Origin of the sequence: Streptomyces sp. Y1 (assembly GCF_041053115.1) — a bacterium.
GTDB lineage: Bacteria > Actinomycetota > Actinomycetes > Streptomycetales > Streptomycetaceae > Kitasatospora > Kitasatospora rubellomurina.
On sequence record NZ_CP163445.1, the window covers coordinates 5,788,395 to 5,814,579 of the forward strand.

General features: G+C 72.9%; 27 protein-coding genes. 11 read left to right on the plus strand and 16 right to left on the minus strand.

All coding sequences use genetic code 11. The features are described from left to right. Positions 1 to 134 precede the first annotated feature (134 nt). A complete protein-coding gene (locus AB2U05_RS25165) occupies positions 135 to 902 on the plus strand; it encodes a GNAT family N-acetyltransferase (RefSeq protein WP_369184311.1) in 768 nt (255 codons plus the stop codon). Here the strand turns inward: AB2U05_RS25165 and AB2U05_RS25170 are convergent. Continuing rightward, complete coding sequence (locus AB2U05_RS25170; protein WP_369184312.1) at positions 857 to 1,366, minus strand: methyltransferase domain-containing protein; 510 nt, start codon at positions 1,364 to 1,366, stop codon at positions 857 to 859. The genes AB2U05_RS25165 and AB2U05_RS25170 overlap by 46 nt on opposite strands. A gap of 201 nt (positions 1,367 to 1,567) precedes the next feature. Here AB2U05_RS25170 and AB2U05_RS25175 point away from each other — a divergent pair, with 201 nt between their 5' ends. After that, positions 1,568 to 1,939 (plus strand): hypothetical protein, encoded by a 372-nt coding sequence (locus AB2U05_RS25175; protein ID WP_369184313.1) that lies wholly within the window; start codon positions 1,568 to 1,570, stop codon positions 1,937 to 1,939. Positions 1,940 to 2,121: 182 nt separating this feature from the next. Here AB2U05_RS25175 and AB2U05_RS25180 read toward each other — a convergent pair whose 3' ends face one another. Further along, positions 2,122 to 2,556, minus strand: coding sequence for an ATP-binding protein (locus tag AB2U05_RS25180; protein WP_369184314.1), 435 nt, complete (start codon positions 2,554 to 2,556; stop codon positions 2,122 to 2,124). 632 nt (positions 2,557 to 3,188) lie between these two features. On the opposite strand from AB2U05_RS25180, the gene AB2U05_RS25185 reads away from it, so the two are divergent. Both AB2U05_RS25185 and AB2U05_RS25190 read left to right on the plus strand, forming a co-directional pair. After that, complete coding sequence (locus AB2U05_RS25185) at positions 3,189 to 4,496, plus strand: hypothetical protein (RefSeq protein ID WP_369184315.1); 1,308 nt, start codon at positions 3,189 to 3,191, stop codon at positions 4,494 to 4,496. A 16-nt stretch (positions 4,497 to 4,512) separates the two neighbouring features. Continuing rightward, positions 4,513 to 5,058 (plus strand): GNAT family N-acetyltransferase, encoded by a 546-nt coding sequence (locus tag AB2U05_RS25190; protein WP_052707735.1) that lies wholly within the window; start codon positions 4,513 to 4,515, stop codon positions 5,056 to 5,058. A gap of 6 nt (positions 5,059 to 5,064) precedes the next feature. Here the strand turns inward: AB2U05_RS25190 and hrpB are convergent, their stop codons facing one another. Further along, positions 5,065 to 7,575, minus strand: a complete 2,511-nt coding sequence (gene hrpB, locus AB2U05_RS25195) for an ATP-dependent helicase HrpB (protein WP_369184316.1) — start codon at positions 7,573 to 7,575, stop codon at positions 5,065 to 5,067. Between the two features lies 1 nt (position 7,576). Further along, a complete protein-coding gene (locus AB2U05_RS25200) occupies positions 7,577 to 8,431 on the minus strand; it encodes a class I SAM-dependent methyltransferase (protein WP_107073179.1) in 855 nt (284 codons plus the stop codon). 414 nt (positions 8,432 to 8,845) lie between these two features. Here AB2U05_RS25200 and rpsA point away from each other — a divergent pair, with 414 nt between their 5' ends. Both rpsA and AB2U05_RS25210 read left to right on the plus strand, forming a co-directional pair. Beyond that, positions 8,846 to 10,336: a 30S ribosomal protein S1 gene (gene rpsA, locus AB2U05_RS25205; RefSeq protein WP_031068978.1), complete on the plus strand. Its 1,491-nt coding sequence runs from the start codon at positions 8,846 to 8,848 to the stop codon at positions 10,334 to 10,336. A gap of 193 nt (positions 10,337 to 10,529) precedes the next feature. Beyond that, positions 10,530 to 12,731 carry an MMPL family transporter gene (locus tag AB2U05_RS25210; protein WP_052706712.1) on the plus strand — a complete coding sequence of 734 codons (2,202 nt, stop codon included), beginning with the start codon at positions 10,530 to 10,532 and terminating at the stop codon, positions 12,729 to 12,731. On the opposite strand, the gene AB2U05_RS25215 is transcribed toward AB2U05_RS25210, so the two are convergent. Further along, complete coding sequence (locus AB2U05_RS25215) at positions 12,714 to 13,151, minus strand: MarR family winged helix-turn-helix transcriptional regulator (protein WP_045704213.1); 438 nt, start codon at positions 13,149 to 13,151, stop codon at positions 12,714 to 12,716. The genes AB2U05_RS25210 and AB2U05_RS25215 overlap by 18 nt on opposite strands. 61 nt (positions 13,152 to 13,212) lie before the next feature. On the opposite strand from AB2U05_RS25215, the gene AB2U05_RS25220 reads away from it, so the two are divergent. Together AB2U05_RS25220 and coaE are read left to right on the plus strand one after the other, a co-directional pair. Next, entirely contained in the window at positions 13,213 to 13,863 is a 651-nt protein-coding gene (locus AB2U05_RS25220; protein ID WP_369184317.1) for an MBL fold metallo-hydrolase, read from the plus strand. Between the two features lie 108 nt (positions 13,864 to 13,971). Then, the gene (coaE, locus tag AB2U05_RS25225; RefSeq protein WP_369184318.1) at positions 13,972 to 14,571 is read left to right on the plus strand and encodes a dephospho-CoA kinase; all 600 of its coding nucleotides are present in this window, start codon (positions 13,972 to 13,974) and stop codon (positions 14,569 to 14,571) included. A gap of 31 nt (positions 14,572 to 14,602) precedes the next feature. Here coaE and AB2U05_RS25230 read toward each other — a convergent pair whose 3' ends face one another. Further along, complete coding sequence (locus AB2U05_RS25230) at positions 14,603 to 15,799, minus strand: sensor histidine kinase (protein WP_369184319.1); 1,197 nt, start codon at positions 15,797 to 15,799, stop codon at positions 14,603 to 14,605. 168 nt (positions 15,800 to 15,967) lie between these two features. Here AB2U05_RS25230 and AB2U05_RS25235 point away from each other — a divergent pair, with 168 nt between their 5' ends. Further along, the gene (locus tag AB2U05_RS25235) at positions 15,968 to 16,498 is read left to right on the plus strand and encodes a GNAT family N-acetyltransferase (protein ID WP_045704207.1); all 531 of its coding nucleotides are present in this window, start codon (positions 15,968 to 15,970) and stop codon (positions 16,496 to 16,498) included. A 45-nt stretch (positions 16,499 to 16,543) separates the two neighbouring features. Here the strand turns inward: AB2U05_RS25235 and AB2U05_RS25240 are convergent, their stop codons facing one another. Beyond that, complete coding sequence (locus AB2U05_RS25240) at positions 16,544 to 17,290, minus strand: hypothetical protein (RefSeq protein ID WP_045704205.1); 747 nt, start codon at positions 17,288 to 17,290, stop codon at positions 16,544 to 16,546. 70 nt (positions 17,291 to 17,360) lie between these two features. Here AB2U05_RS25240 and AB2U05_RS25245 point away from each other — a divergent pair, with 70 nt between their 5' ends. Both AB2U05_RS25245 and AB2U05_RS25250 read left to right on the plus strand, forming a co-directional pair. Next, entirely contained in the window at positions 17,361 to 18,263 is a 903-nt protein-coding gene (locus AB2U05_RS25245; protein WP_369184320.1) for a LysR family transcriptional regulator, read from the plus strand. 460 nt (positions 18,264 to 18,723) lie between these two features. Further along, positions 18,724 to 19,284, plus strand: a complete 561-nt coding sequence (locus AB2U05_RS25250) for a hypothetical protein (RefSeq protein ID WP_369184321.1) — start codon at positions 18,724 to 18,726, stop codon at positions 19,282 to 19,284. 170 nt (positions 19,285 to 19,454) lie between these two features. On the opposite strand, the gene AB2U05_RS25255 is transcribed toward AB2U05_RS25250, so the two are convergent. The 9 genes from AB2U05_RS25255 to AB2U05_RS25295 form a co-directional block, all read right to left on the minus strand. Further along, complete coding sequence (locus AB2U05_RS25255; RefSeq protein ID WP_369184322.1) at positions 19,455 to 20,285, minus strand: hypothetical protein; 831 nt, start codon at positions 20,283 to 20,285, stop codon at positions 19,455 to 19,457. A gap of 366 nt (positions 20,286 to 20,651) precedes the next feature. Then, positions 20,652 to 21,911 (minus strand): alpha/beta hydrolase-fold protein, encoded by a 1,260-nt coding sequence (locus AB2U05_RS25260; RefSeq protein ID WP_369184323.1) that lies wholly within the window; start codon positions 21,909 to 21,911, stop codon positions 20,652 to 20,654. Positions 21,912 to 22,045: 134 nt separating this feature from the next. Next, positions 22,046 to 22,507 (minus strand): GNAT family N-acetyltransferase, encoded by a 462-nt coding sequence (locus AB2U05_RS25265; RefSeq protein WP_369184324.1) that lies wholly within the window; start codon positions 22,505 to 22,507, stop codon positions 22,046 to 22,048. Then, a complete protein-coding gene (locus tag AB2U05_RS25270; RefSeq protein WP_045710823.1) occupies positions 22,504 to 23,340 on the minus strand; it encodes a hypothetical protein in 837 nt (278 codons plus the stop codon). Before AB2U05_RS25270 ends, AB2U05_RS25265 begins: the two co-directional genes overlap by 4 nt. Continuing rightward, on the minus strand, positions 23,304 to 23,870 hold the full coding sequence (locus AB2U05_RS25275; protein ID WP_369184325.1) for a hypothetical protein: 567 nt from the start codon (positions 23,868 to 23,870) through the stop codon (positions 23,304 to 23,306). Before AB2U05_RS25275 ends, AB2U05_RS25270 begins: the two co-directional genes overlap by 37 nt. Positions 23,871 to 23,953: 83 nt before the next feature. Continuing rightward, on the minus strand, positions 23,954 to 24,382 hold the full coding sequence (locus AB2U05_RS25280; RefSeq protein ID WP_045710825.1) for a hypothetical protein: 429 nt from the start codon (positions 24,380 to 24,382) through the stop codon (positions 23,954 to 23,956). A gap of 103 nt (positions 24,383 to 24,485) precedes the next feature. Next, positions 24,486 to 25,334, minus strand: a complete 849-nt coding sequence (locus AB2U05_RS25285; protein ID WP_369184326.1) for a helix-turn-helix domain-containing protein — start codon at positions 25,332 to 25,334, stop codon at positions 24,486 to 24,488. Positions 25,335 to 25,362: 28 nt separating this feature from the next. Next, complete coding sequence (locus AB2U05_RS25290; protein ID WP_369184327.1) at positions 25,363 to 25,890, minus strand: DUF6879 family protein; 528 nt, start codon at positions 25,888 to 25,890, stop codon at positions 25,363 to 25,365. Continuing rightward, on the minus strand, positions 25,844 to 26,125 hold the full coding sequence (locus AB2U05_RS25295) for a hypothetical protein (RefSeq protein WP_045710828.1): 282 nt from the start codon (positions 26,123 to 26,125) through the stop codon (positions 25,844 to 25,846). Before AB2U05_RS25295 ends, AB2U05_RS25290 begins: the two co-directional genes overlap by 47 nt. Positions 26,126 to 26,185: the final 60 nt, after the last annotated feature.

A 26,185-nucleotide genomic window follows, 5' to 3' on the forward strand; every position in this document is an offset into this window, starting at 1 on the left:
GTGGCCGCTGCGCAGGAAGTCGGCGGGGCCGACTTCCTGTGCAGCGGCGGTGCGGAGGTCGTGCGGAGGTGGCCCAGCCGGTGTGCTGGTAATTGGCCCGTGCGGCGGGTCAATTCCGCACTACGGTAGGCGCCATGACACCGAGATCCACTTCGACCGACCAGCCCGCCGCCTCCCTGGCCGAGGCGCCCATGCGCCAGGCCCGCAACTCCGCCGCCTTCTGGACCGCGACCGGCCGAAGCCGGGGCCACGAGGTGATCCGGCGCCGCGGATTCGTCGCGGTCGACGGCGACGAGCGGGCAGGCCTGCGGATCCTGATCCAGGAACCCGACCTCGACCCGGCCGAACTGGCCGAGGTGAGCGAGCTGGTCCGCCGGGCCGTGGGCCCGGTGACCGCCGAGGACCCGTACAGCTCGACCGACCTCAACCACCTGGGCATGCGCAACTGGCAGATGCCGGTCATGCTGCGCCTGCCCGGTCCGGCCGGCGAACCGGCGTCGGACGTGATCCGGGTGCGGCGGCCCGAGGACCTGCAGGCGGCCGAGCGGGTCGTGATCGACGGCTTCGAGCTGGACACCTTCGAGCCCTACCGCCCCGGCGAGCTCTTCCCGCCGGCGCTGCTCGACCAGCCGGGCGTGGACGTGTTCGTCGCCTCGATCGACGGCGCGCCCGCGGGCGCCTGCGTCAGCGTGGTGGCGGACGGCTTCGGCAGCCACTACTGGGTCGGCACCTCGTCCGCGTTCCGCTCCCGCGGCGCGGGCCGGGCCGTCATGCTCGGCGCCCTCGCCCACCTGGCCGACCTGCCGGCCACCCTCACCTCGTCGAAGCTGGGCCGGCCGCTGTACGAGTCGCTGGGCTACGTGGTGGCGTCGCCGTCGACCTGGTGGTCCGCAGCGTCGTAGCGAAGCCCTTGGACTGCGCAGGAAGTCGGACGGGTCGACTTCCTGCGCTGAGGGGGTGGCGGGTCAGATCGGCAGGTCCCAGCCGGGGCCGTCCTCGGCGCCGAGCCAGATCCGCTGGCCCGTCGCGGTGACCGTGATGCCGAAAGCCTCCTGGTGCGGCCGGGCTTCACCTGGTGGAGCCAGGCCATCGGGAGGTAGCGGACCGAGCAGGTCGCGATGAGCCGGTCGAAGGCGCCGCCGTCCGGGGCCCCGCCGAGACCGTCGCCGGTGAGGAGTCGGGGGGTGTGGCCGGCGGCCTTGAGCGCGGCGGCGGCGCGTTCGGCTACTTGGGGGTCGTACTCGATGCTGGTGAGGTTCGCGTCGCCGAGGCGGTGGGCGCCGAGGGCGGTCGAGTAGCCGGTTCCGGTGCCGACTTCGAGGACCTGGTTCCCGGCCTCGGCGCCGAGCTGCTGCCACATGGACATCACAAGGGAGGGCAGCGAGGAGGAGGACGAGGGCGGTCGGTGAGCGCCCCGCTGCCGGTGAGCTGCTCCACCAGGGCGGCGCGCAGGGTGTCGGAGGTGGTCACGTGGTGTGGCCTCTTTCCAGTTGGTCGGCGATCGCGGTGACCGGCGCGGGAAGTCGGCGGGGTTGACTTCCTGTGTTCAGGGGGTGGTGCGGGTGAGGTGGTCTCGGCAGCGGGTGAGGGCGTTGCGGAGGCGGATGTCGGGGTTGGGGGTGGTGGTGAGGAGTTCGCCGGCGGTGATGAGGGTGGTCCAGTAGAGGGTGGGGTTGCCGGTGGTGGGGAGGGGCTTGGTGGTGGTGAGGGAGAGGTAGGCGGCGGTGAGGTTTCCGGTGGTGAACCAGCGGGTGAGGCCGTGCTGGTGGCCGGCGCGGATGTCGCCGAGGGCGTCGATGGCGGTGAGGAAGAGGTCGACGACGGCGAGTTCGTGGGGGGGGTGAGCTGCTTGGGGATGTCGAAGACGCCGAGGGCTTCGAGGAGTTCGCCGGTGTCGGCTTCGGAGTTGGGTCGGGGGTTGGCGAGCAGGGCGTTGTAGCAGTCGTCGAGGCGGCGGTCGGTTTCGGCGGCGGGGATGGCGAGGGCGGTGCAGACGGCGCGGGCGGAGCGCAGGGGTTCGCGGGTGCGGCGGGCGAGGGTGGGATAGGCCTGGGCGGGGGTGTGGCCGGTGTCGAAGAGGTGGCGGGCGGTGAGGGCGAGTCGCATGGGGGGCTTCCTCTCTCAGGCCGCGAGCGCGGTGGTGGGGGCGATCAGGGCCCAGACGAACTTGCCGATGCCGCCGGCCCGGGGGCAGCAACCCCAGCGGGTGGAGAGCTCGTTGACGAGGAACAGCCCGCGCCCGCGCTCGTCGCAGAGGGAGGCCGAGCGCAGGGCCGGTCGGCCGCTGCCGGCGTCGTGGACCTCGAGGCGCAGGAGGCCGTTGGTGAGGGCGAAGCGGATCTCGATGCGGCGGTCGTCGGGCGCGTCGGAGTGCTGGACGGCGTTGGCGAACAGCTCCCCGAGAAGGAGCTCGGCCACGTCGGCGTAGCGGTCCCCGGAGGGCAGGGCCGAGAGGTACGCACGGAGCAACTGCCGGGCGAGGCGCGTCGATTCGAGGCAGGAGTCGAGCCGCGCGGCGAACGCACGGGGGCGGGGGCTGCAGCAGGTTTTGAGCATGGCGAAGTACCCAAGGGGAAGTTGTGTGCGAATGGAGAGGCTTGTCGCGCCACGCATTTCTGCTGCGGCGCCATCCGGCGGTCGGACGCTACGACTCGGGCACGAGAAAAGGGCGCGGTTGCGCGGTGAATCTTCGCCGAGTCGACCACCAGAGCGAAGGTGGTTGCGAGGCGCCTCTCAGGGCATGGGCGGGGCGTTTCAGGTAGCCGGCCCCGGGGCCGCCGTCAGCGTGCCCCGGGACCGGCCTTTAGCGGTGGCTACTCGTCGTGGTTCTCGTTGCCGCCCTCGGTGGCGCCGTGCTGGTTACCGCTCTCGCCGCTGCTGGCGGAGTCGTTGGTGTGGGCGTTGTCGCTCTGCGAGGACATCGCAGGTCTCCTCTCGTGGGTACGGACATTGGTGGAACACACTGCGCCCATGGGTTGCGGGGGCGGTGTGGCTGTGCCACAGCTCGAAGGCCTTCCGGGGAGCGTCATGCGTGCTTCCCGCCGCGCGCTGTGACAGACAGTCAACAGTCGATCACACGAGTCTGGATAGGACGTTTCTGTCCGGGGTGATGGCAGCCACCCGGACGTTTGATCTTCCTTGACTGACAGTCACGGTCCGATACGCTGGGTGCAGACTGAGGAGAGTCGATGGCACCAGTGCGCCCGAACGTGGTCTTAAAAGCCCTGATGGATGAGCACGGACTGAATGCGCGCAAGCTCGCCGACGCGATCAATTCGGCGGAGGAGAAGCTGTTCGGGCAGCCGGGGAATGCCACGGACCGGCACGTCAGACGGTGGCTGTCCGGGCAGGTCGACGCGCCCCACCTGCACTACATCGCGGCGCTGATGAAGGTCTTGCGCGCACCGGCCGATCGACTCGGGTTCACCATCCCGCAATCCAGATCACGTCAACTCGCTACCCTTGAGCGCGGATCTACGCTTACGGCAGGTACCCCCGACGACCTGTTGGAGCCTGATCCGATGCTTCGCCGACAATTCATGATCGCCGCGACCGGCAACCTGCTGAGCTTCGCGTTTGCCCCGCTCCCATCCGCTGGCCGGATCGGGATGAGCGACGTCGGGCGCATCCGCGAGAGCATCGACCAACTGCATGCCGTTGACGACGCCTTCGGTGGTCAGCAACTCGCCGATGTCGCCGAGAACTACGTACGCCAGATCGAGAGCGCCATGAGCCGGTGCCTGTACGGGCCGAACGTGGAGAGGGCCCTCTACCAGGTGCTCGGCGAACTGCACGCGTCCGCCGGTTGGTTCGCGTTCGACAGTGGCGACCAGGACCGGGCCGGACGCAACTTCGACGCCGGTCTTCGCGGCGCGCTGTTGGCCGGTGACCGGATGCTTCAGGCTCGGATCTGGTCGTACATGTCTCGCCAGTCGTGGGAGCTCGGTCGGGCGATGGAGACGGTGACGATCGCCCGCGCGGCACTGGACGCCACCCGCAGTAGCCGCGACGCACGCCTGTCAGCGCTGCTGCACGGCCGGATGGCGCTCGGGTACGCCGCCGGCGGCGAGGCTTCGCGCACCGGTGTGGCGCTCGCGCGGGCCGAAGCATGCTTGGATCGGGCTGGCGCCAGCGCGCCTGCGTGGCTCGCATTCGTCGGCCCTGGGGAACTACTTGGCGCCGCCGCGGTGGCCCACATGGACCTGAGGCTGCCGGAGAAGGCGGTCGAGCAGGAAGAACAAGGCATGGCGCTGCTTGATCCGAAGTTCCAGCGCAACCGGTTCGCCAAGCTTGTGCACCTCACGGAATGCCACTACGCGGCCGACCGGCCGGAGCAGGCCGTCGACAGCGCCGGGCAGGCGCTTGACCTGTGGCAGGCGGTGAACTGCCCCCGGTGGGCCGTGCGGCTCGGTCGGTTCCGGGACCATGTGGCCGACGCCGGTCTTCCTGAGGCAGACGGGTTCGTTGAACGCTATGACGTGCTGACCGCCACCTGAGAGGGGCTGACCGATCGTGGACGCCGCGACGCTGACCGTCACGTACTACCGGGCCGAGGACTTCGAGCAGATCGCGCCGCAGCTGATCGAGGTGTACGCCGAGGTGTACGAGCGCGAGGCTGCCGATGACCCGTTCTTCACTGTGGAGCGGTTCACCGAGCGGCTACGGGCGCATGCGAGTCGGCCCCGATGGGGATGCGCGTTCGGTGATGTGGACGGCGAACCGGTCGGCTACGCCTACGGCTTCGCGCGCACCGCGTCCTACGACTGGCACGGCCTGATCACCCCGGCCCCGGCCGACCAGTTGGTGGAGACGGATACCAGGACGTTCGCGCTGTGCGAGGTGATGGTCCGGGCGCCGTGGCGCGGGACGGGGATCGCCCACACACTCCACGAAGAGCTCATGTCCCACCGGGTCGAGGAACGCTCACACCTGCTGGTCGAACAGGAGCACCCGAGGGTGCGCGCTTTGTACGAGCGGTGGGGTTACGTGCCGATGGGCGTCATGCAGCCGTACCCGGACTCGCCCCGGTACGACTCGCTGATTCGTCCGCTGGTCTGACCGCTGCTACTTCCGGGCGTTGGTGCGGCGGGTGGGCTCGGCTGTGGTCGGGTCTTCGGGCCAGGGGTGGCGGGGGTAGCGACCTCTCAAATCTGCGCGGACGGCGCGGTAGCCGTTGTGCCAGAAGGACTCCAGGTCGCTGGTGACGGCGGCGGGGCGGCCTGCGGGGGAGAGGAGGTGGATGGTCAGCGGGACGCGGCCTCCGGCCAGTTTGGGCGCGGCGGGCCAGCCGAAGAGTTCTTGCAACTTGACGGCCAGGACTGGGCGTTCGGTGGTGTAGTCCACCCGTATCTTCGACCCGCTCGGGACGGTGATGCGTTCGGGGGCGAGTTCGTCGAGGCGGCCTGCTTCTCCGGTGGACCAGGGGAGTAGGCGCTGGAGTGCGGACGTCGTATCGATCCTGGCGAGGTCGGATCGGCGGCGGGCGCGGGAGAGTTCGGGTTCCAGCCATTCGTCGGCGCGTTCCAGCAGGGCAGCGTCGGAGACGTCTGGCCAGGGGGTGCCGATGGCCGCGTGGAGGAAGGCGAGGCGTTCGCGTAGGCCGGACGGGAAGGTCAGTAGGGTGCTGACGCCCTCGCGGGTGAGGCCTTCGAGGAGGGCGGCCCGGACGAGCACAGGATCAGGGCGGTTGAGGGGTTTCTCGGCGAGTTCGATGGCGCCGAGCAACTCGACGTGGCGGGAGACGACTTCCCCGCGCCGGGTGTCCCAGTGGACCTCCTCGCGGGAAGCCAGCAGTGGCGCGCCTGCGAGGCGGGCGGTGTCCTCGTCCAGGGCAGCCGCGTGCAGCACCCGGGCGGAGTGCGAACCCGCCGGGCGGTCGGCGACGGCGACCGCCAGCCAGGGCAGCGCGCCGAGGCGGGTGTCCGGGGCGAGTTCGGCAGCTGTCCCCGAGGCCATCAGGTACGGGCTGCGCTCGCCGGGTGCGGGCCGCTCGACCCGGGCGCGGGCGATGCGTTCGGGGAAGGCGAGGGCGACGACCAACCCGGCGGCGGTCGGGTCGGGGAGGTCGGTGGCGGGGGAGGAGTCGGCGGCGCGTTCGAGGCGGCGGACTTCGTCGCGCCAGCGCCCGGCGTACGGGTCGCCGGACGAGCGGACGAGCCGCCACACCGCGCCGAGGTCGTCGCCGAGGGCGCGCGGCGGCTCTTCGGAGAGCAGCGCGACGACTTCGGCCGCCCGCCGCGCACCCACGGCAGCCGCCCCGTCGAGCAGCGCCCTCCCCAGCCGGGGGTGCAGCCCCGTACGGGCGAGGCGGACGCCGCGCGCCGTCGCCCGGCCGTCCGCGTCCACCGCGCCGAGGGCCTGCAAGGTCTGCCGGGCGGCGGCCATCGCCCCCGCCGGGGGCCGGTCGGGCAGGGCGAGCCCGGTGGCGTCCGGGTCGCCCCAGCACGCCGCCTGGAGGGCGAAGGACGTCAGGTCCGCGAGGGCGATCTCGGGCGTCGGGAACCGGGCCGCCCGGGCGTCCTCGGCCTCGTGCCAGCAGCGGTACACCGTGCCCGGCGCCTCGCGCCCGGCGCGCCCGGCGCGCTGGCGGGCGGCGGCGAGGGAGGCCCGTACGGTGACGAGCCCGGCGAGCCCCCGGGCGTGGTCGGTGCGCGGCTCGCGGGCGAGCCCGGCGTCCACCACGACCCGGACGCCGGGGACGGTGAGGGAGGACTCGGCGACGGCGGTGGCCAACACCACCCGTCGCGAGGAACCGGGGGAGAGCGCGGCGTCCTGGACGTCCTGCGGCGCGCGGCCGTGCAGTTGCAGGATGTCGACCCCCAGCCCGCCCAACTGCCCCGCCACCCGGGCGATTTCACCCACCCCCGGCAGGAAGCAGAGCACGTCCCCGTCCCGCTCGCCCAGCGCCCGCCGCACCACGGAAGCCACGTGGTCGAGCAGCGCCGGGTCGACCCGCGTCCCGTGCGCGGGCCGGACGGCGCGCGGCGGCGGCGCCCACACGGCCTCGACCGGGTGGGACACCCCGTGCGCCTCCACCACCGGTGCCCCGCCGAGGAGTTCGGCCCAGGCCTCGGTGTCGGAGGTGGCCGAGGCGCAGACCAGCCGCAGTTCGGGCCGCAGTGCCGCCCGGACGTCCAGCAGGAAGGCCAGCGCGGTGTCGGCGTCCAGGTGGCGTTCGTGGCACTCGTCGAGCACCACCACGTCCACCCCGGCCAACTCCTGGTCGCGCTGCAGCCGTTGCAGCAGCACCCCGGTGGTGACGACCTCGACGACGGTCGAAGGCCCGACGCGCCGGTCCCCGCGCACGGTGTAGCCGACCTCGCGGCCCACGGACGAGCCGAGCAGCCAGGCCATCCGCCGGGCGGCGGCCCGGACGGCGAGTCGGCGCGGCTCGGCGACCAGCACCCGCCGTACCGGGGCGCCGGGGTCGAGCAGCCCGGCCAGCGCCAGTGGCACCAGCGTGGTCTTGCCGGTGCCGGGAGGCGCGGCGAGGACGGCCGCGCCGTGCCCGTCCAGGGCGCGGTGCAGTTCGGGCAGGGCGGTGCGGACGGGCAGGTCGCCCCACAGCGGAGGCACGTCAGCCCCGCTCGGCGACGAAGATCGCGGTGCCGGGGATGTGCCGCCCGCGCAGCGGGGACCAGCCTCCCCACTCCTGCTCCAGGTCGGCCGGCCACTCGGGCTCGACCAGGTCGACCAGCCGGAACCCGGCGGCGACGAGCTCGCGGACCCGGTCGCCGAGGGTGCGGTGGTGCTCGACGTAGCTGGCGCGCCCCTGCTCGTCCTCCTCGACGTACGGGGTGCGGTCGAAGTAGGAGGCCACCGCCGTCAGGCCCTCGACGCCGGGCTCGTCGGGGAAGGCCCAGCGGATCGGGTGGGTGACGGAGAAGACCCAGCGCCCGCCGGGCCGCAGCACCCGGTGCACCTCGCGCATCAGCTTCTCGGTGTCGGCGCTGAACGGCACGGCGCCGTACGCGGAGCAGGCGAGGTCGAAGGACCCGGCGGCGAACGGCAGGACGGCGGCGTCGGCCTGGACGACGGGGACGGGCGCGGCGCCGCGGGCGAGGTCGATGCGCAGCGAGTGCTGGAGCTGGCGGTGCGAGATGTCGAGGGCGACGGGCCGGGCGCCCTGGGCGGCGAGCCAGCGGGAGCACTGGGCGGCGCCGGCGCCGATCTCCAGCACGTCCTTGCCGGTGACGTCGCCGAGGAGGCGGGCGTCGGCCTCGTCGAGGCCCTCGGGGCACCAGGTGAAGCGGTCGTCGCCGAGGAACTCGCCGTGCTCGTCCTGGTATTCGTCGGCGTTGCGGTCCCACCAGTGCCGGCTCGCGCGGCTGCTCTCACCCGCTCCGGCCTGGCGCCTTACCGCGTCGTCGCCGGCGTCGTCAAGATCGTGGAGCTCGGACTGGGGGGTGGTGGCCACGGTGATAATGCCCATCGCGTAGGGTGTCGACTGCGGAAGCGCCGCTGCCGCGACCCGGCCCGTGAGGGCCCGTGTCCTGGTGGTGGCATCCGGGGAAGGGTCCCTGCGGGGCGCCGCCGCGAGGCGCGCTCTCGGAGGATATGGCCTGATCCGTACCGGGCTCCACCGTCTTGCCGACCTTGGCGTTGACCGTGCCCGGCCGTCCCCGTATGCTACAAGTTGCGCTGCGGGCCTGCGCGCCTCGGACGGAGCAGGTCGCGCTCGCATCTGTCGAAGACCCCACGGTCGCAAGACGGACGCCGATTTCTCGTTGCTACGGGAATCCCGGTGCGCCGTGTTCTTGGCTGTCCGGCTTTCGGTGGGAGCGATACGGGCCCTCCGCGTGGCATTACCTACGACTTTCATGTCCGTACCGGAGCCCTTTTCCTAATGACGAGCCCCACCGACTCCTCCCTCAGCACCACCCCGCAGGTCGCGGTCAACGACATCGGCGACGCGGAGGCCTTCCTCGCCGCCATCGACGAGACCATCAAGTACTTCAACGATGGCGACATCGTCGAGGGCGTCATCGTGAAGGTCGACCGTGACGAGGTCCTCCTCGACATCGGTTACAAGACCGAGGGCGTCATCCCGTCCCGCGAGCTCTCGATCAAGCACGACGTTGACCCGCACGAGGTCGTCGCCGTCGGTGACAACATCGAGGCCCTGGTTCTCCAGAAGGAGGACAAGGAGGGTCGTCTCATCCTGTCCAAGAAGCGCGCTCAGTACGAGCGTGCCTGGGGCACGATCGAGAAGATCAAGGAAGAGGACGGCATCGTCACCGGTACCGTCATCGAGGTCGTCAAGGGTGGTCTCATCCTCGACATCGGCCTCCGCGGCTTCCTCCCCGCCTCGCTCGTCGAGATGCGTCGCGTCCGCGACCTCCAGCCCTACGTGGGCAAGGAGCTCGAGGCCAAGATCATCGAGCTGGACAAGAACCGCAACAACGTGGTCCTGTCCCGCCGTGCCTGGCTGGAGCAGACCCAGAGCGAGGTCCGCCAGACCTTCCTCACCACCCTGCAGAAGGGCCAGGTGCGCTCCGGCGTCGTCTCCTCGATCGTCAACTTCGGTGCCTTCGTGGACCTGGGTGGCGTCGACGGCCTGGTGCACGTCTCCGAGCTGTCCTGGAAGCACATCGACCACCCGTCCGAGGTTGTCGAGGTCGGCCAGGAGGTCACCGTCGAGGTTCTCGACGTTGACATGGACCGCGAGCGCGTCTCCCTGTCGCTGAAGGCGACCCAGGAGGACCCGTGGCAGCAGTTCGCCCGTACCCACCAGATCGGCCAGGTCGTTCCGGGTAAGGTCACCAAGCTGGTTCCGTTCGGTGCGTTCGTCCGCGTGGACGAGGGCATCGAGGGTCTGGTCCACATCTCCGAGCTGGCCGAGCGCCACGTCGAGATCCCGGAGCAGGTCGTCCAGGTCGGCGACGAGATCTTCGTCAAGGTCATCGACATCGACCTCGAGCGTCGCCGCATCAGCCTGTCGCTGAAGCAGGCCAACGAGGCCCTGGGTGCCAACCCGGCCGAGGTCGAGTTCGACCCGACCCTGTACGGCATGGCCGCCTCGTACGACGACCAGGGCAACTACATCTACCCGGAGGGCTTCGACCCCGAGGCGAACGACTGGCTGCCCGGCTTCGAGAAGCAGCGTGAGGAGTGGGAGCGCCAGTACGCCGAGGCGCAGACCCGCTTCGAGCAGCACCAGGCCCAGGTCATCAAGAGCCGCGAGGCCGACGCCCAGGCCGCCGAGGAGGGTGGCGACGCCGTCGCCGCCGCCGCGGGTGGCTCCTACTCGTCCAGCAGCGACGAGGGTGCCGGCGCCCTGGCCTCCGACGAGGCCCTGGCCGCCCTGCGCGAGAAGCTGGCCGGTGGCCAGAGCTGAGGCTCTGCCCCGCTAGCTGACAGCTAGGCAATCGGGCCCCATCCGGATTTCCGGATGGGGCCCGATTCGTTTTCCCCTTTGACTTATGTGTCTTTTATGTGTAGGGATTTGTGAGATGGAGCTCATTGCCCCTCTATAGGTTGAACGTCGGGTTTCCCCCACACTGAGGGGAGCTGCCCGAAAGGCTTCCTCCATGCGCAAACCCTCCTCCGCCGCCCCCGCTGCCGTGGGCGGCCGGCTCGCCGCCCTGGGCCGGTTCTGCTTCCGCCACCGCCGCTGGGTGCTCGGCTTCTGGGCCGTCGTCCTGGTCGTCGGCGTGCTGATCGGCGGCCGGGTCTTCGAGGGTTCGGTGGCCGGGGCCTCCTCGGCCAGCGCCGAGGGCGACCGGGGCAGCGCGGTGGTCGCCGCGGCCGATCCGGCCAAGGGCACCGTGACCGCCGTGGTGGACGGCAGGCCGGTGGACGACCCGGCGGTGCGCACCGCCGTAGAGAAGGCCACCACCGAGATCGCCGCCCTGCCCGGCGTCTCCACCGCCCTGGACGCCTACGGCCCCGGCTCCGGCCCGGCCGCGCTGCGCTCCGCGGACGGCACGGCGAGCCTGCTGACCGTACGGATGGCGGACGGCGCCACCGCCGCGCAGACCGACGCCGTCACCCACCGGCTCGCGGCCCTGGACGGCGCGGGCGGCGCGCACGTCACGGTCGGCGGGGACCTGGTGCTGCAGCAGGAGGTCAAGAAGCAGACCGAGCGGGACACCCGGGTCGGCGAGATGGTGACCCTGCCGCTCACCCTGATCGTCATGGTGCTGGTGTTCGGCGGGCTGGCGGCCGCCTCGCTGCCGGTGATCGGCGCCGTCGCCTCGGTGGGCGGGGCCCTGCTCGCGATGTTCGGTTTCAGCCGGATCATGGACATCGACACCAGCGTGCTGCCGATCGCCACCGTGCTCGGGCTCGGGCTGTCGATCGACTACGCGCTGCTCATGGTGAATCGTTTCCGCGAGGAGCGCGGCCACGGCGCGGACATCGCCGCCGCCGTCGAACGCACCGCCGCGACCGCCGGGCGCACCGTCGCCTTCTCCGGGCTGACCGTCGCCGTCGCCCTGTCCGGCCTGTTCGTGTTCACCAGCCCGGTGCTCGGCGCGGTCGCCGCCGCCGGGGTGAGCGTGGTGGTGATCGCGGTGGCCGCCGCGCTCACCCTGATCCCCGCGCTGCTCGGCTTCGCGGGCGCCCGGATCAAGGCGCCCGCCGCGCCCGTCCCGGACGAGGGCTTCTTCAGCCGGACCGTCAGACGGGTCCGCAAGCGGGCCGTGCTGGTCGCGCTCGCCTGCGTGGCGGTGCTGATGGCGGCCGGGGCGCCCTTCCTGCACGCCGAGATGCGCAGCTCCGGCGCCGCCGTGCTGCCCGCCTCCTCGGCCGGGCGGCAGGTCGCCGAGACGGTCGACCACCGCTTCCCGCAGGCGGCGGCCGCGCCGATCACCGTGGTGGTGCGGGGCGGGGCCGAGGTGGCGCAGGCGTACGCGGACGACGTGGTCGCCGGGCTCCCCGGGGTGAGCGGCGTGCGGGCGGTGACCCCGGTGAGCGACACGGTGTCGACGGTGGACGTGCTGGTGCCCGGCGACCCGCAGGGCGGCGAGGCCAAGCGGGTGGTGCAGGAGCTGCGGGACCACCGCGGCGGGCTCACCACGTACGTGACGGGCGGCGCGGCCTCGGTGGTCGACTTCCAGGACGAGCTGCTGTCGCGCGGCCCGTGGGCGCTCGGGCTGGTCGCGGCCGGGACGCTGGTGCTGCTGTTCCTGATGACCGGCTCGGTGGTGATGCCGGTCAAGGCGCTGCTGATGAACCTGCTGTCGCTGGGCGCCTCGCTGGGCGCGCTCACCCTGGTGTTCCAGGACGGCTGGTTCAGCGGGCTGCTCGGCTTCAGCCCGGCCGGCGGGCTGGAGACCTTCATCCCGGTGCTGGTGTTCGCCTTCGCGTTCGGGCTGTCGATGGACTACGAGGTGTTCCTGCTCGCCCGGATCAAGGAGCTGCACGCACGCGGGCACAGCTGTCGCCGGGCGGTGGAGCTCGGCGTCCAGCGCAGCGGTCGGATCATCACCTCGGCGGCGCTGCTGATGGTGATCGTCTTCGCCGGGTTCGCCGCCGGGGACATGCTCATGGTCAAGCAGATGGGCATCGCGCTGGCCGTCGCCGTGGCGGTCGACGCCACCCTGGTGCGCTGCCTGCTGGTGCCGGCCGCCATGAGCCTGTTCGGCGAGTTCAACTGGTGGGCGCCCGGCCCGCTGAAGCGGCTGCACGCGCGCTTCGGGCTGAGCGAGCACGTCGAGCTGCCCGCGCTGCGGCAGCCGGCGATCCCGGCCCAGCGGCCCGAGCTGGTGGGGTCAGCCCAGTCGGCGTAGCAGCTCCACGCTCGCGCGCAGCCGGTCCTGCTCCTCGGGGCTGAGGCGGGCCTCGATGGCGGTGGCGATCCGCTGCTCGCGGCGGGCGCGCTGATCGAGCAGGGCGGTGCGGCCGGCCTCGGTGGCGGCGATCAGCTGCTTGCGGCCGTCGGTGGGGTGGGGCTGCTGGGTGACCAGCCCGGCCTCGGTCATCAGGGCGACGGTGCGGGCCATCGACTGGTGGCGGACGCGTCGCAGCGCGGCGAGTTCGGCGACGGTGCAGGAAAGCTCGTCGCGGACCAGCAGGCCGAGGACGGCGGCCTGGTTCTGCGGCAGCTCGTCGCTCTCGCGCAGGGAGCGGACCAGGGTGCCGAGGGCGGCGCGCAGGTCGGCGGCGAGGTCCAGGGTGTCGGGGCGGGGGTGGGGTGTTCCGGCGGGCATGGGAGAAGTCTATCCGGAATTTCTCCAGCAAAGCTGTACAGCCTTGCTGTAGAGTTCCGGCATGCGAATCACCAAGTTCGGACACGCCTGTGTCCGCATCGAGCACGCCGCCGCCACCGTCCTCCTCGACCCCGGGGCGTTCACCGACCCGGGCGCGCTGGCCGGCGCCGACGCCGTCCTGATCACCCACGAGCACATGGACCACTTCGAGGAGTCCCGGCTGCGCGCCGCGCTGGAGGCCGACCCGGCGCTGCGGGTGTGGACCAACAGCGCCGTCGCCGCCCAGCTGGACGGCGTGGCGCAGCGGGTCTCGGTGGTGGGGGAGGGGGACGCCTTCGAGATCGGCGGGCCCGGCGGGCTCGGCGTCTCCGTGCACGGCGAGTGGCACGCGGTGATCCACCCGGACATCCCGCGCGTGCAGAACATCGGCTTCCTCTTCGACGGCCGGCTCTTCCACCCCGGCGACGCGTTCACCGTGCCGCCGCACGCCGTCGACACCCTGCTGCTGCCGATCGCGGCGCCGTGGAGCAAGGCCGCCGAGGTCGTCGACTACGTCCGGGAGGCGGGCCCGCGCCGGGCCGTGCCCGTCCACGAGGCGGTGCTCAGCCCGATCGGCTTCGCCGTGCAGACCCGGCTGGTCGGGCCCGAGGGACCGGGGACCGGGGCGGAGCTGACGGTGCTGGCCGAGGGGGAGAGCCTGGAGCTGGGCTGACGGTCCGGCCGAGGGGGAGAGCCTGGAGCCGGGCTGACGGTGCCGGCCGAGGGGGGAGAGCCTGGAGCCGGGCTGACGGCGGCATCCGCCCGCCGGTAGCCTGACGCCATGCTGAAGATCGGACTGACGGGCGGCATCGGCGCGGGCAAGAGCGAGGTGTCCCGGCTGTTCGCCGCCCGGGGCGCGGTGATCGTCGACTCCGACGTGATCGCCCGCGAGGTGGTCGCCCCCGGGACGGCCGGACTCGCCGCCGTGACTGCCGAGTTCGGCCCCCGGGTGCTGCGGGCGGACGGCTCGCTGGACCGCCCCGCCCTCGGGGCGATCGTGTTCGCCGACCCCGAACGCCTCAAGGCGCTGAACGCGATCGTCCACCCGCTGGTGCGCGAGCGCTCCGCCGAACTGGAGGCCGCCGCCGCGCCCGACGCCGTCGTGGTGCACGACGTGCCGCTGCTCGCCGAGAACGGGCTCGCGCCGCTGTACGACCTGGTCGTGGTCGTCGACGCCGACGACCGGGTGCGGCTTGACCGGCTGGTACGGCTGCGCGGCATGGCGGAGGAGGAGGCGCTGGCCCGGATGGCCGCGCAGGCCACCCGGGCGGACCGGCTGGCGATCGCCGACCTGGTGATCGACAACAGCGGGCCGCTGGAGGCGCTGGCGCCGCGGGTCGACGAGGTGTGGGCGGAGCTGGCGCGGCGCGCCGCGGGCTGAGCGCCACGCGGCGAGCCCTGCGCGGTGAGCCCTACGCGCTGAGCGGCAGGCGGGCCCGGACGGCGAAGCCGCCGTCCGGGGTGGGCCCGGCGTCCAGGGTGCCGCCCAGGTCGGCGACGCGGGTGCGCATGCCGTCCAGGCCGTGCCCGCCGGACGGAAGGACGGGGTGCAGCTCCGGCACCCTCCCGCCCTCGCCGGCCGGGGAGTTGACCACGGCCAGGCGCAGCCCGCCCGGGCCGACCTCGACGGTGACGGCGACCTCGGCGGCCGGCGCGTGCTTGTGCGCGTTGGTCAGTGCCTCCTGCACGATCCGGTAGGCCGCGTACTGCACGGCCGGCTCCGGCTCGGGCTCCGGCCGTTCCCCGACATCGGTGCCGGCCTGCGCATGTGCGTGGGCGCCGGCCAGGGTCAGGCCGACCGCCAGCCCGGCCTGCCGGGACTCCTCCACCAGCGCGGACAGCCCGCGCAGCGACGGCACCTGGTCGTCGGCGGGCGTCAGCACGCCCAGCAGGCCGCGCAGTTCGGTGAGCGCCTGCAGCCCGAGGGCGCGGATCAGCCCCAGCGTCTGCCCCACCGCCGCCGGGTCGCCGGCCCGGGCGACCTGCGCGGCCCCGGCGTGCAGCGTGATCAGCGAGACCCGGTTGGACACCACGTCGTGCATCTCCCGGGCGAGCCGGGCCCGTTCGGCCGCCGCCGCCCGCTCCTCGGCGTGCCGCTGCGCCGCCAGCAGCAGCCGGTTGCGTTCGGCGAGGACGGCGACGGCGCGCACCCGCGCGTGGTTGGTCAGGCCCAGGGCGAGCGGGACGGCGCCGAACACCAGCGGATCCTCCACCACGTCGGCGACGCCGGAGAGGGTGAACAGGTCCCCGACGTCGAACGGCAGCCACAGCCGCAACTCGACGGCCGCCGTCAGCAGGTACAGCAGCGGGCCCGGGCCGCGCCGCGCCGCCACGGTGTACAGGGCGACGGCGAGCGGCAGTTGGCCGCTCGGCAGGGCCAGCAGGACGACCGCCCCCGGCCACCGCAGCCGGAACACCAGGACCAGCGCGCCGACCGCCATCAGACACGCGTTGACCCGCGTCGACCCGGTCGGCCCCACCTCCGGGTGCCGCACGGCCAGCGGCACCAGCATCAGCACCAGACCCGCCGGCCCCAGGGCGCTGAGCACGCGCGGCAGTTGGAACAACACGACCGGTTCGTCGGCCGGCGGGGCGGTGGGCGGGCGCATGGGGGGCATGCTGCCACAGCGCGTGCGGCCCGCACCGGCCGCGGGGCGGTGGACGGGCGGTGGCAGCGCGGTGGCGCACCGGGCCCGGGGGCGCACCCCCGCGCGGACCGGGGTCGAGTGGCCGGGAAAAGGCTGGTCAACGGAGTCCGGAGAGGAGAGCATGACGGGATGAATGATCGTTTCCCCGCCGAAGCCGAACGGCTGGCACAGTACGGAAAGGCCGAACAGGAGCAGATCCTGGGCCCCGGTGACGACCTGTACGGCGTCGCCTACACCGGGCTGAGCTGGCTGCCCAAGGAGATCCACTTCGGGATCCGGGCCGGGGACGGCCGGCTCGTCGCCCACACCGGCCTGCGCGCGCTGCAGCTCACCGTCGGCGGCACCGACCTGGCCGCGATGGGCGTCGGCGGCGTCTGCGTCGCCCCCGACCAGCGCGGCGGCGGCCTCGCCCGGACCGTCGTCAACGCCGCGCTCGACCACGCCCGCGAACTCGGCCACCGCTACGCGCTGCTGTTCTGCCGCCCGGAGAAGACCGGGCTCTACCGCAAGCTCGGCTTCCGCGAGGTCGCCGAGGTCGTCACCGTCGAGCAGCCCGAGGGGCGGCTGGCGGAGATGCCGCTGCGCACCATGTGGTCGCCGCTGGTGGCGGGCGCCGCCTGGCCGGAGGGGCCGGTGCGGCTGCGGTCCCTGCCGATGTGACGCCCCCCGGCGCCACATCGGCGGGCCGCGTCGGCCGGCCGCGGGTCAGGCCGAGACGGCCCGTTCGGCGTCCGCGTGCCGGGCCTCGTCCGCGTGCCGGACCGCGGCGGCGGCCAGCGCGCGGATCATGGCGTGCGGCCGGGTGCCGTCGCCGGACAGCTCCGGCTGGAACAGCGAGGCCAGGAAGAACGGGTGCTCCGGCAGCTCCAGCAGGCGCGCCTGGCCCGACTCGTCCGTGCCGCTGAAGCGCAGCCCGTGCGCGACCAGCCGGTCCTGGTAGTCCGCGTTCAGCCCGTACGCGCACAGGTAGCGCTCCACGGTGCGGGTGGTGCCGATGACGCGCTCGGCGAGCGTGCCGGGGGTGATCTCGACCGCGCACTCGTGGCCGACCAGCGAGCAGGCGAGCGGCGCGATCACCTGCTCGGGCCGGTCCGGGTGCTCCTCGCCGTGGACGGCCTCGGCCAGGCCGCAGACGTTGTGGGCGAACTCCAGCACCGCGTGCTGGAACCCGGCGCAGGTGCCGAGGAACGGGATGCCCCGCTCGCGGGCCGTCCGGACGGCGGCCAGGGCGCCCGCCTCGCTGCGGTACGGGCTGCCGGGCAGCAGCCAGATCGCGTCGAAGCCGTCGAGCGCGCCGGGCGCACCGGCGTCCTCGGTGGGGATCCAGTAGGCGTCCAGGACGAGCCGGTCCCGCTCGGCGAGGGCGTCGAGCAGGCCGGGGATGCGGGTGTGCGAGCGGACGGCGGGGGAGCGGTCGCCGACGAGGGCGACCCGCGGGGTCAGGGAGGTCATGGGGCTATCCTGACTCCCCGTCGTTGATCAGATCCAACGATGATTTCTGAATCCCCGATCAGATGAGTTGATGACCGCCGTGGACCCGCAGCAGCTGCGCACCTTCGTCACCGTCGCCCGCCTCGGCTCCTTCTCCGACGCCGCCCGGGAGCTCGGCTACACCCAGTCCGCCGTCTCCCAGCAGATCGCCGCCCTCGAAGCCGACCTCGGGACCGCCCTGCTGGTCCGCCGCCCGGTCGGCCCGACCGCCGCCGGGCAGCGGCTGCTCGAACACGCCGCGCCGCTGCTCGTCCGGCTCGCGGCGGCGCGCGCCGACGTCGCGCGCCTGGCCGGCGCCCCGAGCGCCCGGCTCGTCCTCGGCGCGACCCCGCTGGCAGTCGGGGCGGAACTGGGGCGCGCACTCGGCGAGGTGCGCCGGGAGTACCCGGGAGCCGAGGTCGAGGTCCGGATCCTCGGCCACGACGCCCTGCCCGCCCAGGTCGCCACCGGCGACCTCGACCTCGCCCTCGTCGACGGCCTCGCCGCCCCCAGCGACCCGCTGCCGCTGCCCGAGGTCGGCCCGCTCACCACCGTCGCCGTCGACGAACGCCCCCTCGCCGTCGCCCTCCCCGCCGGCCACCCCCTCGCCGGCCGCACCGGCCTCGCCCTCGCCGACCTCTCCGCCGCCCGCTGGCTCGACGCCCCCGACCTCGCCCCCGGCGCCGCCCGGCTGCGCGCCGCCACCGGCGTCGACGGCTTCCGGCCCGCCGCCCGCTACTGCGGCACCGACCTGCACGGGCTGCTCGCGCTGATCGCCACCGGGCACGGGCTCGCACTGCTGCCCGAGCCGGCGGGTGCGGGCGTGGGTGCGGGTGCGGACGGTGTCACGTACGTGCCGGTCGCCGCGCCGCGGCTGGTGCACCGGACGGAACTGCTGCACGGCAGCCTGCCGGAGGGGCCGGCCGCGCTGCTGGCGCGGCTGCTGGCGGGGTAGGCGACCCCCCGCTGCCGCCTCCGCTTCGGCGCGGCCGGCGCCTGCCGGCCCTCCCGCCGAGGGAGGAAGCCCGGCACCGCGCCGGCGACCGCCTCCGGGGGGTCCGGCCGCGGGTGTTGGTGCGGGGTCGGCGCGGTGAGGTCCCAAGAGCGGGCGGCCGCCTCGGCGGTGGGCCACAGTCCACCTCGCCCGCGAGCAGCAGCACCGGCCGGGGCAGCGTGGCGAGGCGCCGCCGCAGCGCGTCCGTGCCGAGGGTGTACCTGCGTAGGAATGCTCGCTGACCGGGAGCGAGTGCTGTGCCGCCTCGGCGGCGGCGTGTGTGCAGGCGGCGTCGTCCCGGCGGATGTGGAGGGGAAGTCACCAGTCGTTCACGTCCCGGGTCTGACGGTCGGGGCGGGGCCGCTGCTGTCATGGGCACAGTCGCCCGGCAGCAGGCCGGGCCGGCCCAGGAGAGCGCTCCATGATGATCCGTCAGCGTCTCACCGTCGTCGCCGCGGCGACCGCCCTCGGCCTCGCCGTCGCCGGGCTCGCCGGCGGGACGGCGCAGGCCGCCACCGCAAAGCCCAAGCCGCCGGCCAAGTCCGGTGCGGCGGCGAGCTGTTCGCGGGCGCGGCTGCCGCTGCCCGACCCGACCTGCACGCCGGGCGCGTACAACCCGGCCGTCACGCAGGCCACCATCGGCTCGACCATCTGCGTCTCCGGCTGGACCGCCACCGTCCGGCCGCCGGCCAGCTACACCAACGCGCTGAAGACGCAGCAGATCGCGCAGTACGGCTTCTCCGACACCAACCCGGCCGACTACGAGGAGGACCACCTGGTGCCGCTGGAGCTGGGCGGCGCGCCGCGCGACCCGCACAACCTGTGGCCCGAGCCGCGCTACGGCAGCCAGCCGGCGCAGAGCAAGGACCAGGTCGAGAACAAGCTCAAGACCGCGGTGTGCGGGGGCAGAGTGAGCCTCGCGGCCGCGCGCGGCGCGATCGCGAGCGACTGGACGACGGCGCTCAGCCGGCTGGGGCTGTGACCGCTGTGACTGCTGGGGCCGTGACGGCCGACGCGGCGACGGCCGACGCGGCGACGGCTCGGGTCGTGCGGCCGTGACGGCCCGAACGTGAAGCCGGTCGGTCCGTCCGGTCCCCTGTGCCGGACGGGCCGACCGGCCGTCTGTGGGTGGTGCGTCGCCTCGGCGCTGCCTCAGCAGCCGGGCAGGGCCTCGCAGAGCGGGGCCGTCATGCCGGTGCCGACGTACCGGTCCTCGGGCGCCTTCCAGGCGTCCCTCGGCTGGGCGCCGGCCTTCGCGCGGGCGAAGACCGCCAGCTCGCTGACCGAGCCGCCGGCGGCGACCGCGTACTCGTGCAGCGTGACGGTGGTGCCGTCCGGGCCCGGGGCGGTGACGGTGGCCGCGAAGTACGGCGCGTCGTCCGCGCTGGCGACCTTGACGGTCGCGCCCGGCAGCGACTGCCCGCAGTTCTTCACCGCCTCGACCAGGTGCGCGTAGGCGAGGTTGGTGGCTTGCTTGGCCCCGCTGCTGGGGCGCGGGTCACCGTGGTGCACGAGGGTCTGCTGGGCCGTCCAGTGCTCGGCGCCGCCCTCGTTGAGCGCGGCCCGCGCGGCGGCCTTTCCGGTGAACAGCCACGCGTCGTCCTTGGCGACGGGGGTGTGGCACAGCTCCATGCCCTTGAAGGTGGCCGCGTCACCGGTGACCGGCTTGGCGACGCGCGCCAGCTCGGCCCAGTGGTAGGTCTCGTCCATCGGGATGCTGCGCGCACTCATCCAGGCCGCGGCCGGGATGCTGCCCTTGGGGGCGCCGCCGGTGCCGCCGGTGCCGGTCGCGGTGGGCGCCGCTCCGGTGGTGGCCGGTGCGGCCGTGCCGGTCGCGGTGGGCGCGGCGGTCTTGCCGGCGTCCTGGCCGCCCTTGTCGTCGTTCGGGCCGCAGGCGCTCAGCGCGCCGACGCACAGCAGGGCGACGGCCGTGGTGACGGCGAGCTGACGATTGATCAAGTGTCCGTTGCGGGCACTCGGCATGGCTGTTCCTTCCCCCGTGGTGTGCCGCCGGCCGGCCGTCCGGGCGCCCCGGTGCGGGGGCTGGCCTGGGACGACGGTGGTCTCGACAGCGGTGGAAACCTATGACACCGGACCGCCGGGAGCAAAGCCGAATTCCGCCGGGCCCCGGGATTCGGGCCCGCAGTTGCAGCGGGTTGGTGCCGAAGGTGTGTGCGAGCCGTCGCCTGGTGTGGCGGACCGGCGGTCTACCGGATGGGGCGGATCGCCGCCGCCGGGGCGGGGGTTGGCGGCCGTTCGTGGTCGGCGGCCCGGGGGGTGCGGGGTGCCGGGGTGCCGGATACGACCGGTGGTGCCAAGGATCGCCAAAAGGGCTTGCGCGTCGGGTGGTTACGGGCGGGTGCCCGGGACGCCGAGCTGCTGGGCGAGCCAGGGGAGGGCCTGCGCGAAGCTCGCCGCGCCGGTCTGCCAGGTGTGCTTGCCGGAGCCGACCGCGGTGGTGGTGCGGATGCCGTCCTTCCTCGCGGCGGCGTCGAGGAGCTTCGCCGACTCGATCTGGCCGTGTTCCTCGTCACCCTGGGCGAAGAAGCCGGAGACGCCCTGGTACTTGGGGTGGTGGGCGAGGACGGTCAGCGGGTCGTGGGCGGCCCAGGCGCCGGCGTCGCCGCCGTACAGCTCCTGGACGGTGTGCTCCTTGTCGCCGATGTACGGGCCCTTGTCGCCGGAGAAGTCGCCGAAGTGGGTGAAGACGTCGGGGTGTTCGACGGTCAGGTCGACGGCGCAGGTGCCGCCCATCGACCAGCCGGCGACGCCCCACTTGTGCGGGTCGGTGGCGGCGTTGAAGGTCTTCTTGACGAACGGCGGCACGTCCTTGACGAGGTGGCTCTCGGAGTTGCCGTGCGGGCCGTCCACGCACTCGGTGTCCACCCGGAAGCCGCCGGTGGCGTCGACGAAGACGAGGATCGGGGCGAAGCCGTTGTGCTTGGCGGCGAACTCGTCGGCCGTCCTGACCGCGTTGCCGGAGCGGATCCAGTTGTCGGGCGCGGCGAACTCGCCGCCGATCATCTCCAGGACGGGCAGCTTGGGCCGGTTCTGGCTGCGGAACCAGGCCGGCGGCAGGTACACCAGCTCCTGGCGGTGGGCGAAGCCGCTGGCCGTGTCGGGGATGTCGACCTGGACGATGCGGCCGGTCTTCGTCTTCCCGTGGATGGACGCGAGTTGGTCGAGGGTGATCTGGTCGGGCAGGGGCTCGCCGGTCAGCTCGCCGATCGCGTCGTCGAGGGTCGGGTAGTAGCCGGTGGCGATGTTGACGCTGTTCGCCGCGCAGAACAGCGCGAGGAGCGCGGCGGGCGGCGCGAGCGCCCGGCGCCACCACCGGGCGCCGCGCCAGCCGAACCCGAGCACGGCCAGGGCGGCGAGGGCGACCCCGCTCCACAGCCAGACGCCGAACGGGATCGGATCGGTGATCCCGGCGAAGGAGAGCACGGCGACGGCGACGAGCGCCGTGAGCGCGACCGCCGTGCCCAGCGCGATCGGCCCCCACCTGGTCAGCCACGCGCGGTCCCGCCGGGCGGCGGAGGCCACCAGCAGGGCGACGGCCAGGAGCTGGACCGTCCACGGGAACCAGCCGTCGAGCAGGGAGACGTTCATGCGGCGGAGGCTAGGGGCGGCGGATGAGAGCGGACTGAGAGGGTGAGTGCCCGCTGGATGAGAGCTGAGTAAAACCTGGGAGCGCGGGCAACCGGGCGGCCCCTCACGCCACGCGTGGCGCGAGGGAGAGCGCATCACCGGCCGGGGCTTGCGGTGTAGTGGACGAACTCGCCCGCTGCGCCGACGCAGGTGAACCCGGCCTTGGCCAGGACCCGGCCGGAGGCAGGGTTGGTGCTGCGGTGCTTGGCGCCGATGGTGGTGAGGCGCAGCGAGCCGAAAGCGAGGGCCAGCACCTCGACGACGGCTTCGGTGGCGAACCCGCGGCCCCAGACGTCGTCGCGCAGGATGTAGCCCAGCCTGCCGTCCGTGGCGCCGGTGATGTCGAGCTTGATGACGCCGACGAGGTCATCGGCCTTATCGATCCCGAGGATGTAGCGGGCGCGAGGGCCCTCCCGCGCCCATCGAGCGGCCCGCTCGACGTAGTGATGCGCTTCGAGGTGCACCATCTCGGCGCGCCCGAGATGGTGCACCGAACTGCCGCTGTAGATCCGGCGGACGGCGCGGGCGTCTGCGGTGGTCAGTTCCCGGAGACTCACAGTTCGGCCAGGACGGTGGCCAGTTCGGGGGCCGTGGGCCGGTGCTCGGCGGGTGCGCGCAGGACGTCCCGCAGCGGGGCCTGGAGGGCGGGCCAGGTCTCGTCGGAGCAGAGCGGAACGGTACGGGTCGCGATGGCGGCCCGGCGCGCCGAGGGGCCGATGTCGGGGCCGAGCCCGGCGGCGTCGTAGTCCAGCGGCCACCGGCCGGTGATGCACGTCCACAGTGTCCCTGCGAGGGCGTGGACGTCGGACTCGACGGTGGCCCTCACCGGGCGCTCACCGGACTCGACGGCGGCGGCCAACTCGGGCGACAGCAGGTGGGTGATGCCGCCCTGGAACACCGGGGACGGGGGAAACGACGGCGACCAGGCCCAGGACAGGTCGAGCAGCCGCACGCCGTGGTCGGTGTGGACTCCGTGCGCGGGCTGGAGGTCGGAGTGGACCCAGCCGCCCGCGTGCAGGTCGGCGACGGCCCGGCAGAGGTGGACCGCTGAGGCGAGGGCGTACTCGCGGCCGCCGTCACCCTTGCGGATCGGCTTGAAGACGTCCCAGGTGGAGGGGCCTTCGAGCCACGGCGTGACGTACCAGACGCCGCGGTCGTAGCGGCCGGCGGTGACGGTGCAGCCGGGCAGCTGGTCCAGGACGGCGCTCTCGCGGGCGGTGATCTCCTCGCCTTCGCCGTATCCGGCCTTGATCGCCACGGTGGCCAGAACCCCGGTGCCCTTCCAGACGGCCGAGCCGCGCCGATCGGTGATGCCGGACAGCACGACCGGTCCGCAGACGGCTTCGGCCGCCTTCACCGCTTCGTCGGGGCAGCGAGCGAACTCGCCCATGCCTGTACCGCCTTCCAGTCGCAGGGGATGTGCTCGAACACGTCGCGACCGTCATCGGAGGCTGCTGCGACGGCACTCGCCATGTCCGGTGTGCTCGCGAGGAACCGGCCGTCGCGGGACGGGACGGCCGCTCGCACGGGGAGGAACGAGAACGGGGGCGCAGGGATGGCACGGCCGAACCGATCGGCTTCCCGGCGACCTTCGGAGAACTTTCCGAACAGCACACCCACAGGTGCGTAGAGGTTGCGGAGAGCCCAGTACGGGCGGCGCATCAGGTCGTGTTGGTCGGTGCCCGGGAGCGAGCCGAGAATCACCAGGTTTTCGCAGGCGAGGGCACCATGGGGGCGGCTCTTCAGCCGCCTGATCCACTCGGCGGCCTGGACCCCGGCGTGGAACAGCTCGGCCTCCACGGCGGTCCGGTCAGTGGCGGCGATCTCGTACACCGTCCACCCGGTCAGATGCCGGTCGACGGAGGGCGCCAGGAACGGGCAGTGCGCGCCCATCGCGGCGACGTACGCGGACACGTCCACGACGGCGGGGTCCTCGGACCGGGCTTCGACGAGGCGCAGCGCCCCGGCGGTGGGCCGGGGCGCTGCGCCGGTTCGGGGCTCGCTCATGCGCTGGTCGTTCCGGGCACCGCGTCGTCGTCGCCGGGGGCGGGGGAGCAGTCCCATTCCGCCCACACCTGGCCGGTCTCGCGGTAGCGGGCCAGGGAGTCGGTGTCGACCGTGCCGGTGGCGTCGGTGAACCAGATCTGCGGGAGGGGACCGTAGGCCTCCTCGTAGGTGGAGAGCCAGGTGATGAAGCCCGCGCCCTTGATCGGGGAGTGGGTGAGGGGGCGCCCGGCGTGCTCGGTGGTGAAGGCGTCGTGCGCGGCGGGATCGGTCAGGAGCTGGTGCCAGGCGGCATCGATCGCGCCGGAGAACATCTGCGGCGCGGTCCGGCCCGCGTCGAAGGAGCGGGCGGTGATGGTGAAGAACCTGCCCAGCTCGGCGAGTTCGGTGGTGGGGTGGTGAGCGGTGCTCTGGGCGGCACGGGACACGGTGGTCTCCTTGCGGTGGTTGGTGCTCCCTGCGGAGCGGCACCAACGACGCTACGGAGCGATGGCGGGCAACCTCAAAGAAGTTGCGCCGTCTTGCGCGGAGTCACCCCAAGGTGGTGAGTGCTGACGTGATGATCTGACGGGCTCTCGTCCCGTGCACGGCCATCCGGGCCAGCGCGGTGAAGGTGCGTGAGTAGTCGGCGATCTCGTGAGGCTGGGTGATGCGGAGGTATCCGGAGGTCAGCTCGACGGCGACCTCGGCCTCGTCGAACATGTAGAAGTCCTCGACGGGCAGTTGAGGGCGATCGCAGCCGGTGGGAATGATGCCGAGGCTGACGAAGGGGCTGGTGGCGGCGGCGATCAGGTTGTTGAGCTGGTCCGCCATCGTTTCGGCGTCGCACACGGCAGCGCGGAGCACGTACTCCTCGATCAACAGCCCGAACCGGTGCCGGCCGGAGAACAGCATGCGTTGACGGTCCAGCCGGGCCTGCACGGCCTCTTCGACGTCGTCGACGGGGACGCGTTCGCGTTGGATGGTGCGCAGTACAGCGGCGGTGTATTCGGGCGTTTGCACCATGCCGGGGATGACGCGGCTCGCGTACACCCGGAAGAGACTGGTGCGTTCGTAGAGCGCGTTGACCGACTCCTGCGCTGCGCGAAGTCCGGTGCGCTCCATGCGGCGCCACTGCGTGTACATCGATTCGACGGCTCGCGCCATCGCGATGAGGTCGGTGAGCTGCGCGTCGGCGCCGCAGGCAGCGCACCAGGCGCGGAGATCGTCCTCGGACGGAGCGGATTTGCCGCTCTGGATGCGGCTGGTCTTGGCGGGGTGCCACCCGCACCGGGCCGAGAGTTCGTCGCCCGTGAGGCCGGCGTCCTTGCGGATTCCGACCAGCCGGTTGGCGAGGGCTTTGCGGGCCTCGATGACACTGGACGACGGGGTTGACGACATACGTGGACGGCCCGGTGCAGGTGGCGGTTCAGACGGTGTACTGCGCGTGCGGCACCGCGCGGTCCCATACTGCTTCGAACGCGGCGGAGACCATCTTCACCCTGGCAGGGTCCTCGGTGAATTCGTGGCCGGCCCAGTCGCCGTCGCCGGTGAACCAGTGGAAGAGGACCAGGCGGTCGTCGATGAGCCAGAGGTCGTTTCCGGGGAGGGCGAGATCGGAGGCGAGTCGGCGGGGCAGCCAGCGGACCTGCTCGCCGAGGGCGATGTTGTGCCGCTCGGTGATGGCGTGCTCCCACCGGATGTAGTCGGTGACCGGCTCCGAGACGATTCGAGCGCGGCGCATCACCACGCCACGGGTGACGGTTTCCCTCACCAGGGCGGCCCAGTCCTGGTATTCCTCGGGCAGCTCGTAGGCGTCGGGCCGGTCGACCGGGAGCCCCGCGCGCCAGTCGGCGAAGACCGGGTCGTCCATGTAGCGGTCTCGCATCTCCAAGTGGACCGCCGAGTGCTCAGTACCCCTCAGCAGTGCGCCAAAGTCCGGCACGTTCTGCGTCATCGCACACCTTTCGCAGGATCGGGATCATTCGGAGGGGGACACGGACGACGCCTTCGTGGCTGGGAACGCCGATGGGGTGCCCGGCCACCCACTCGGTCTCGCTGATGGTGCGGAGCATGTCGCTGCCCGGAAGCCATCCTTGGATGACGATCTCTGCGGTTTCGTCGTCGAGCCATACGGTGGGAGACCCGCCGTTGGGAGAGTCCGGATCGATCCCGGTGAAGCGCAGCGCCATGACTGCTCCTTCCACGAAGTCGGTTGCAACTCCTTGTGGTTAGCAAGGTGTCGCGGACAC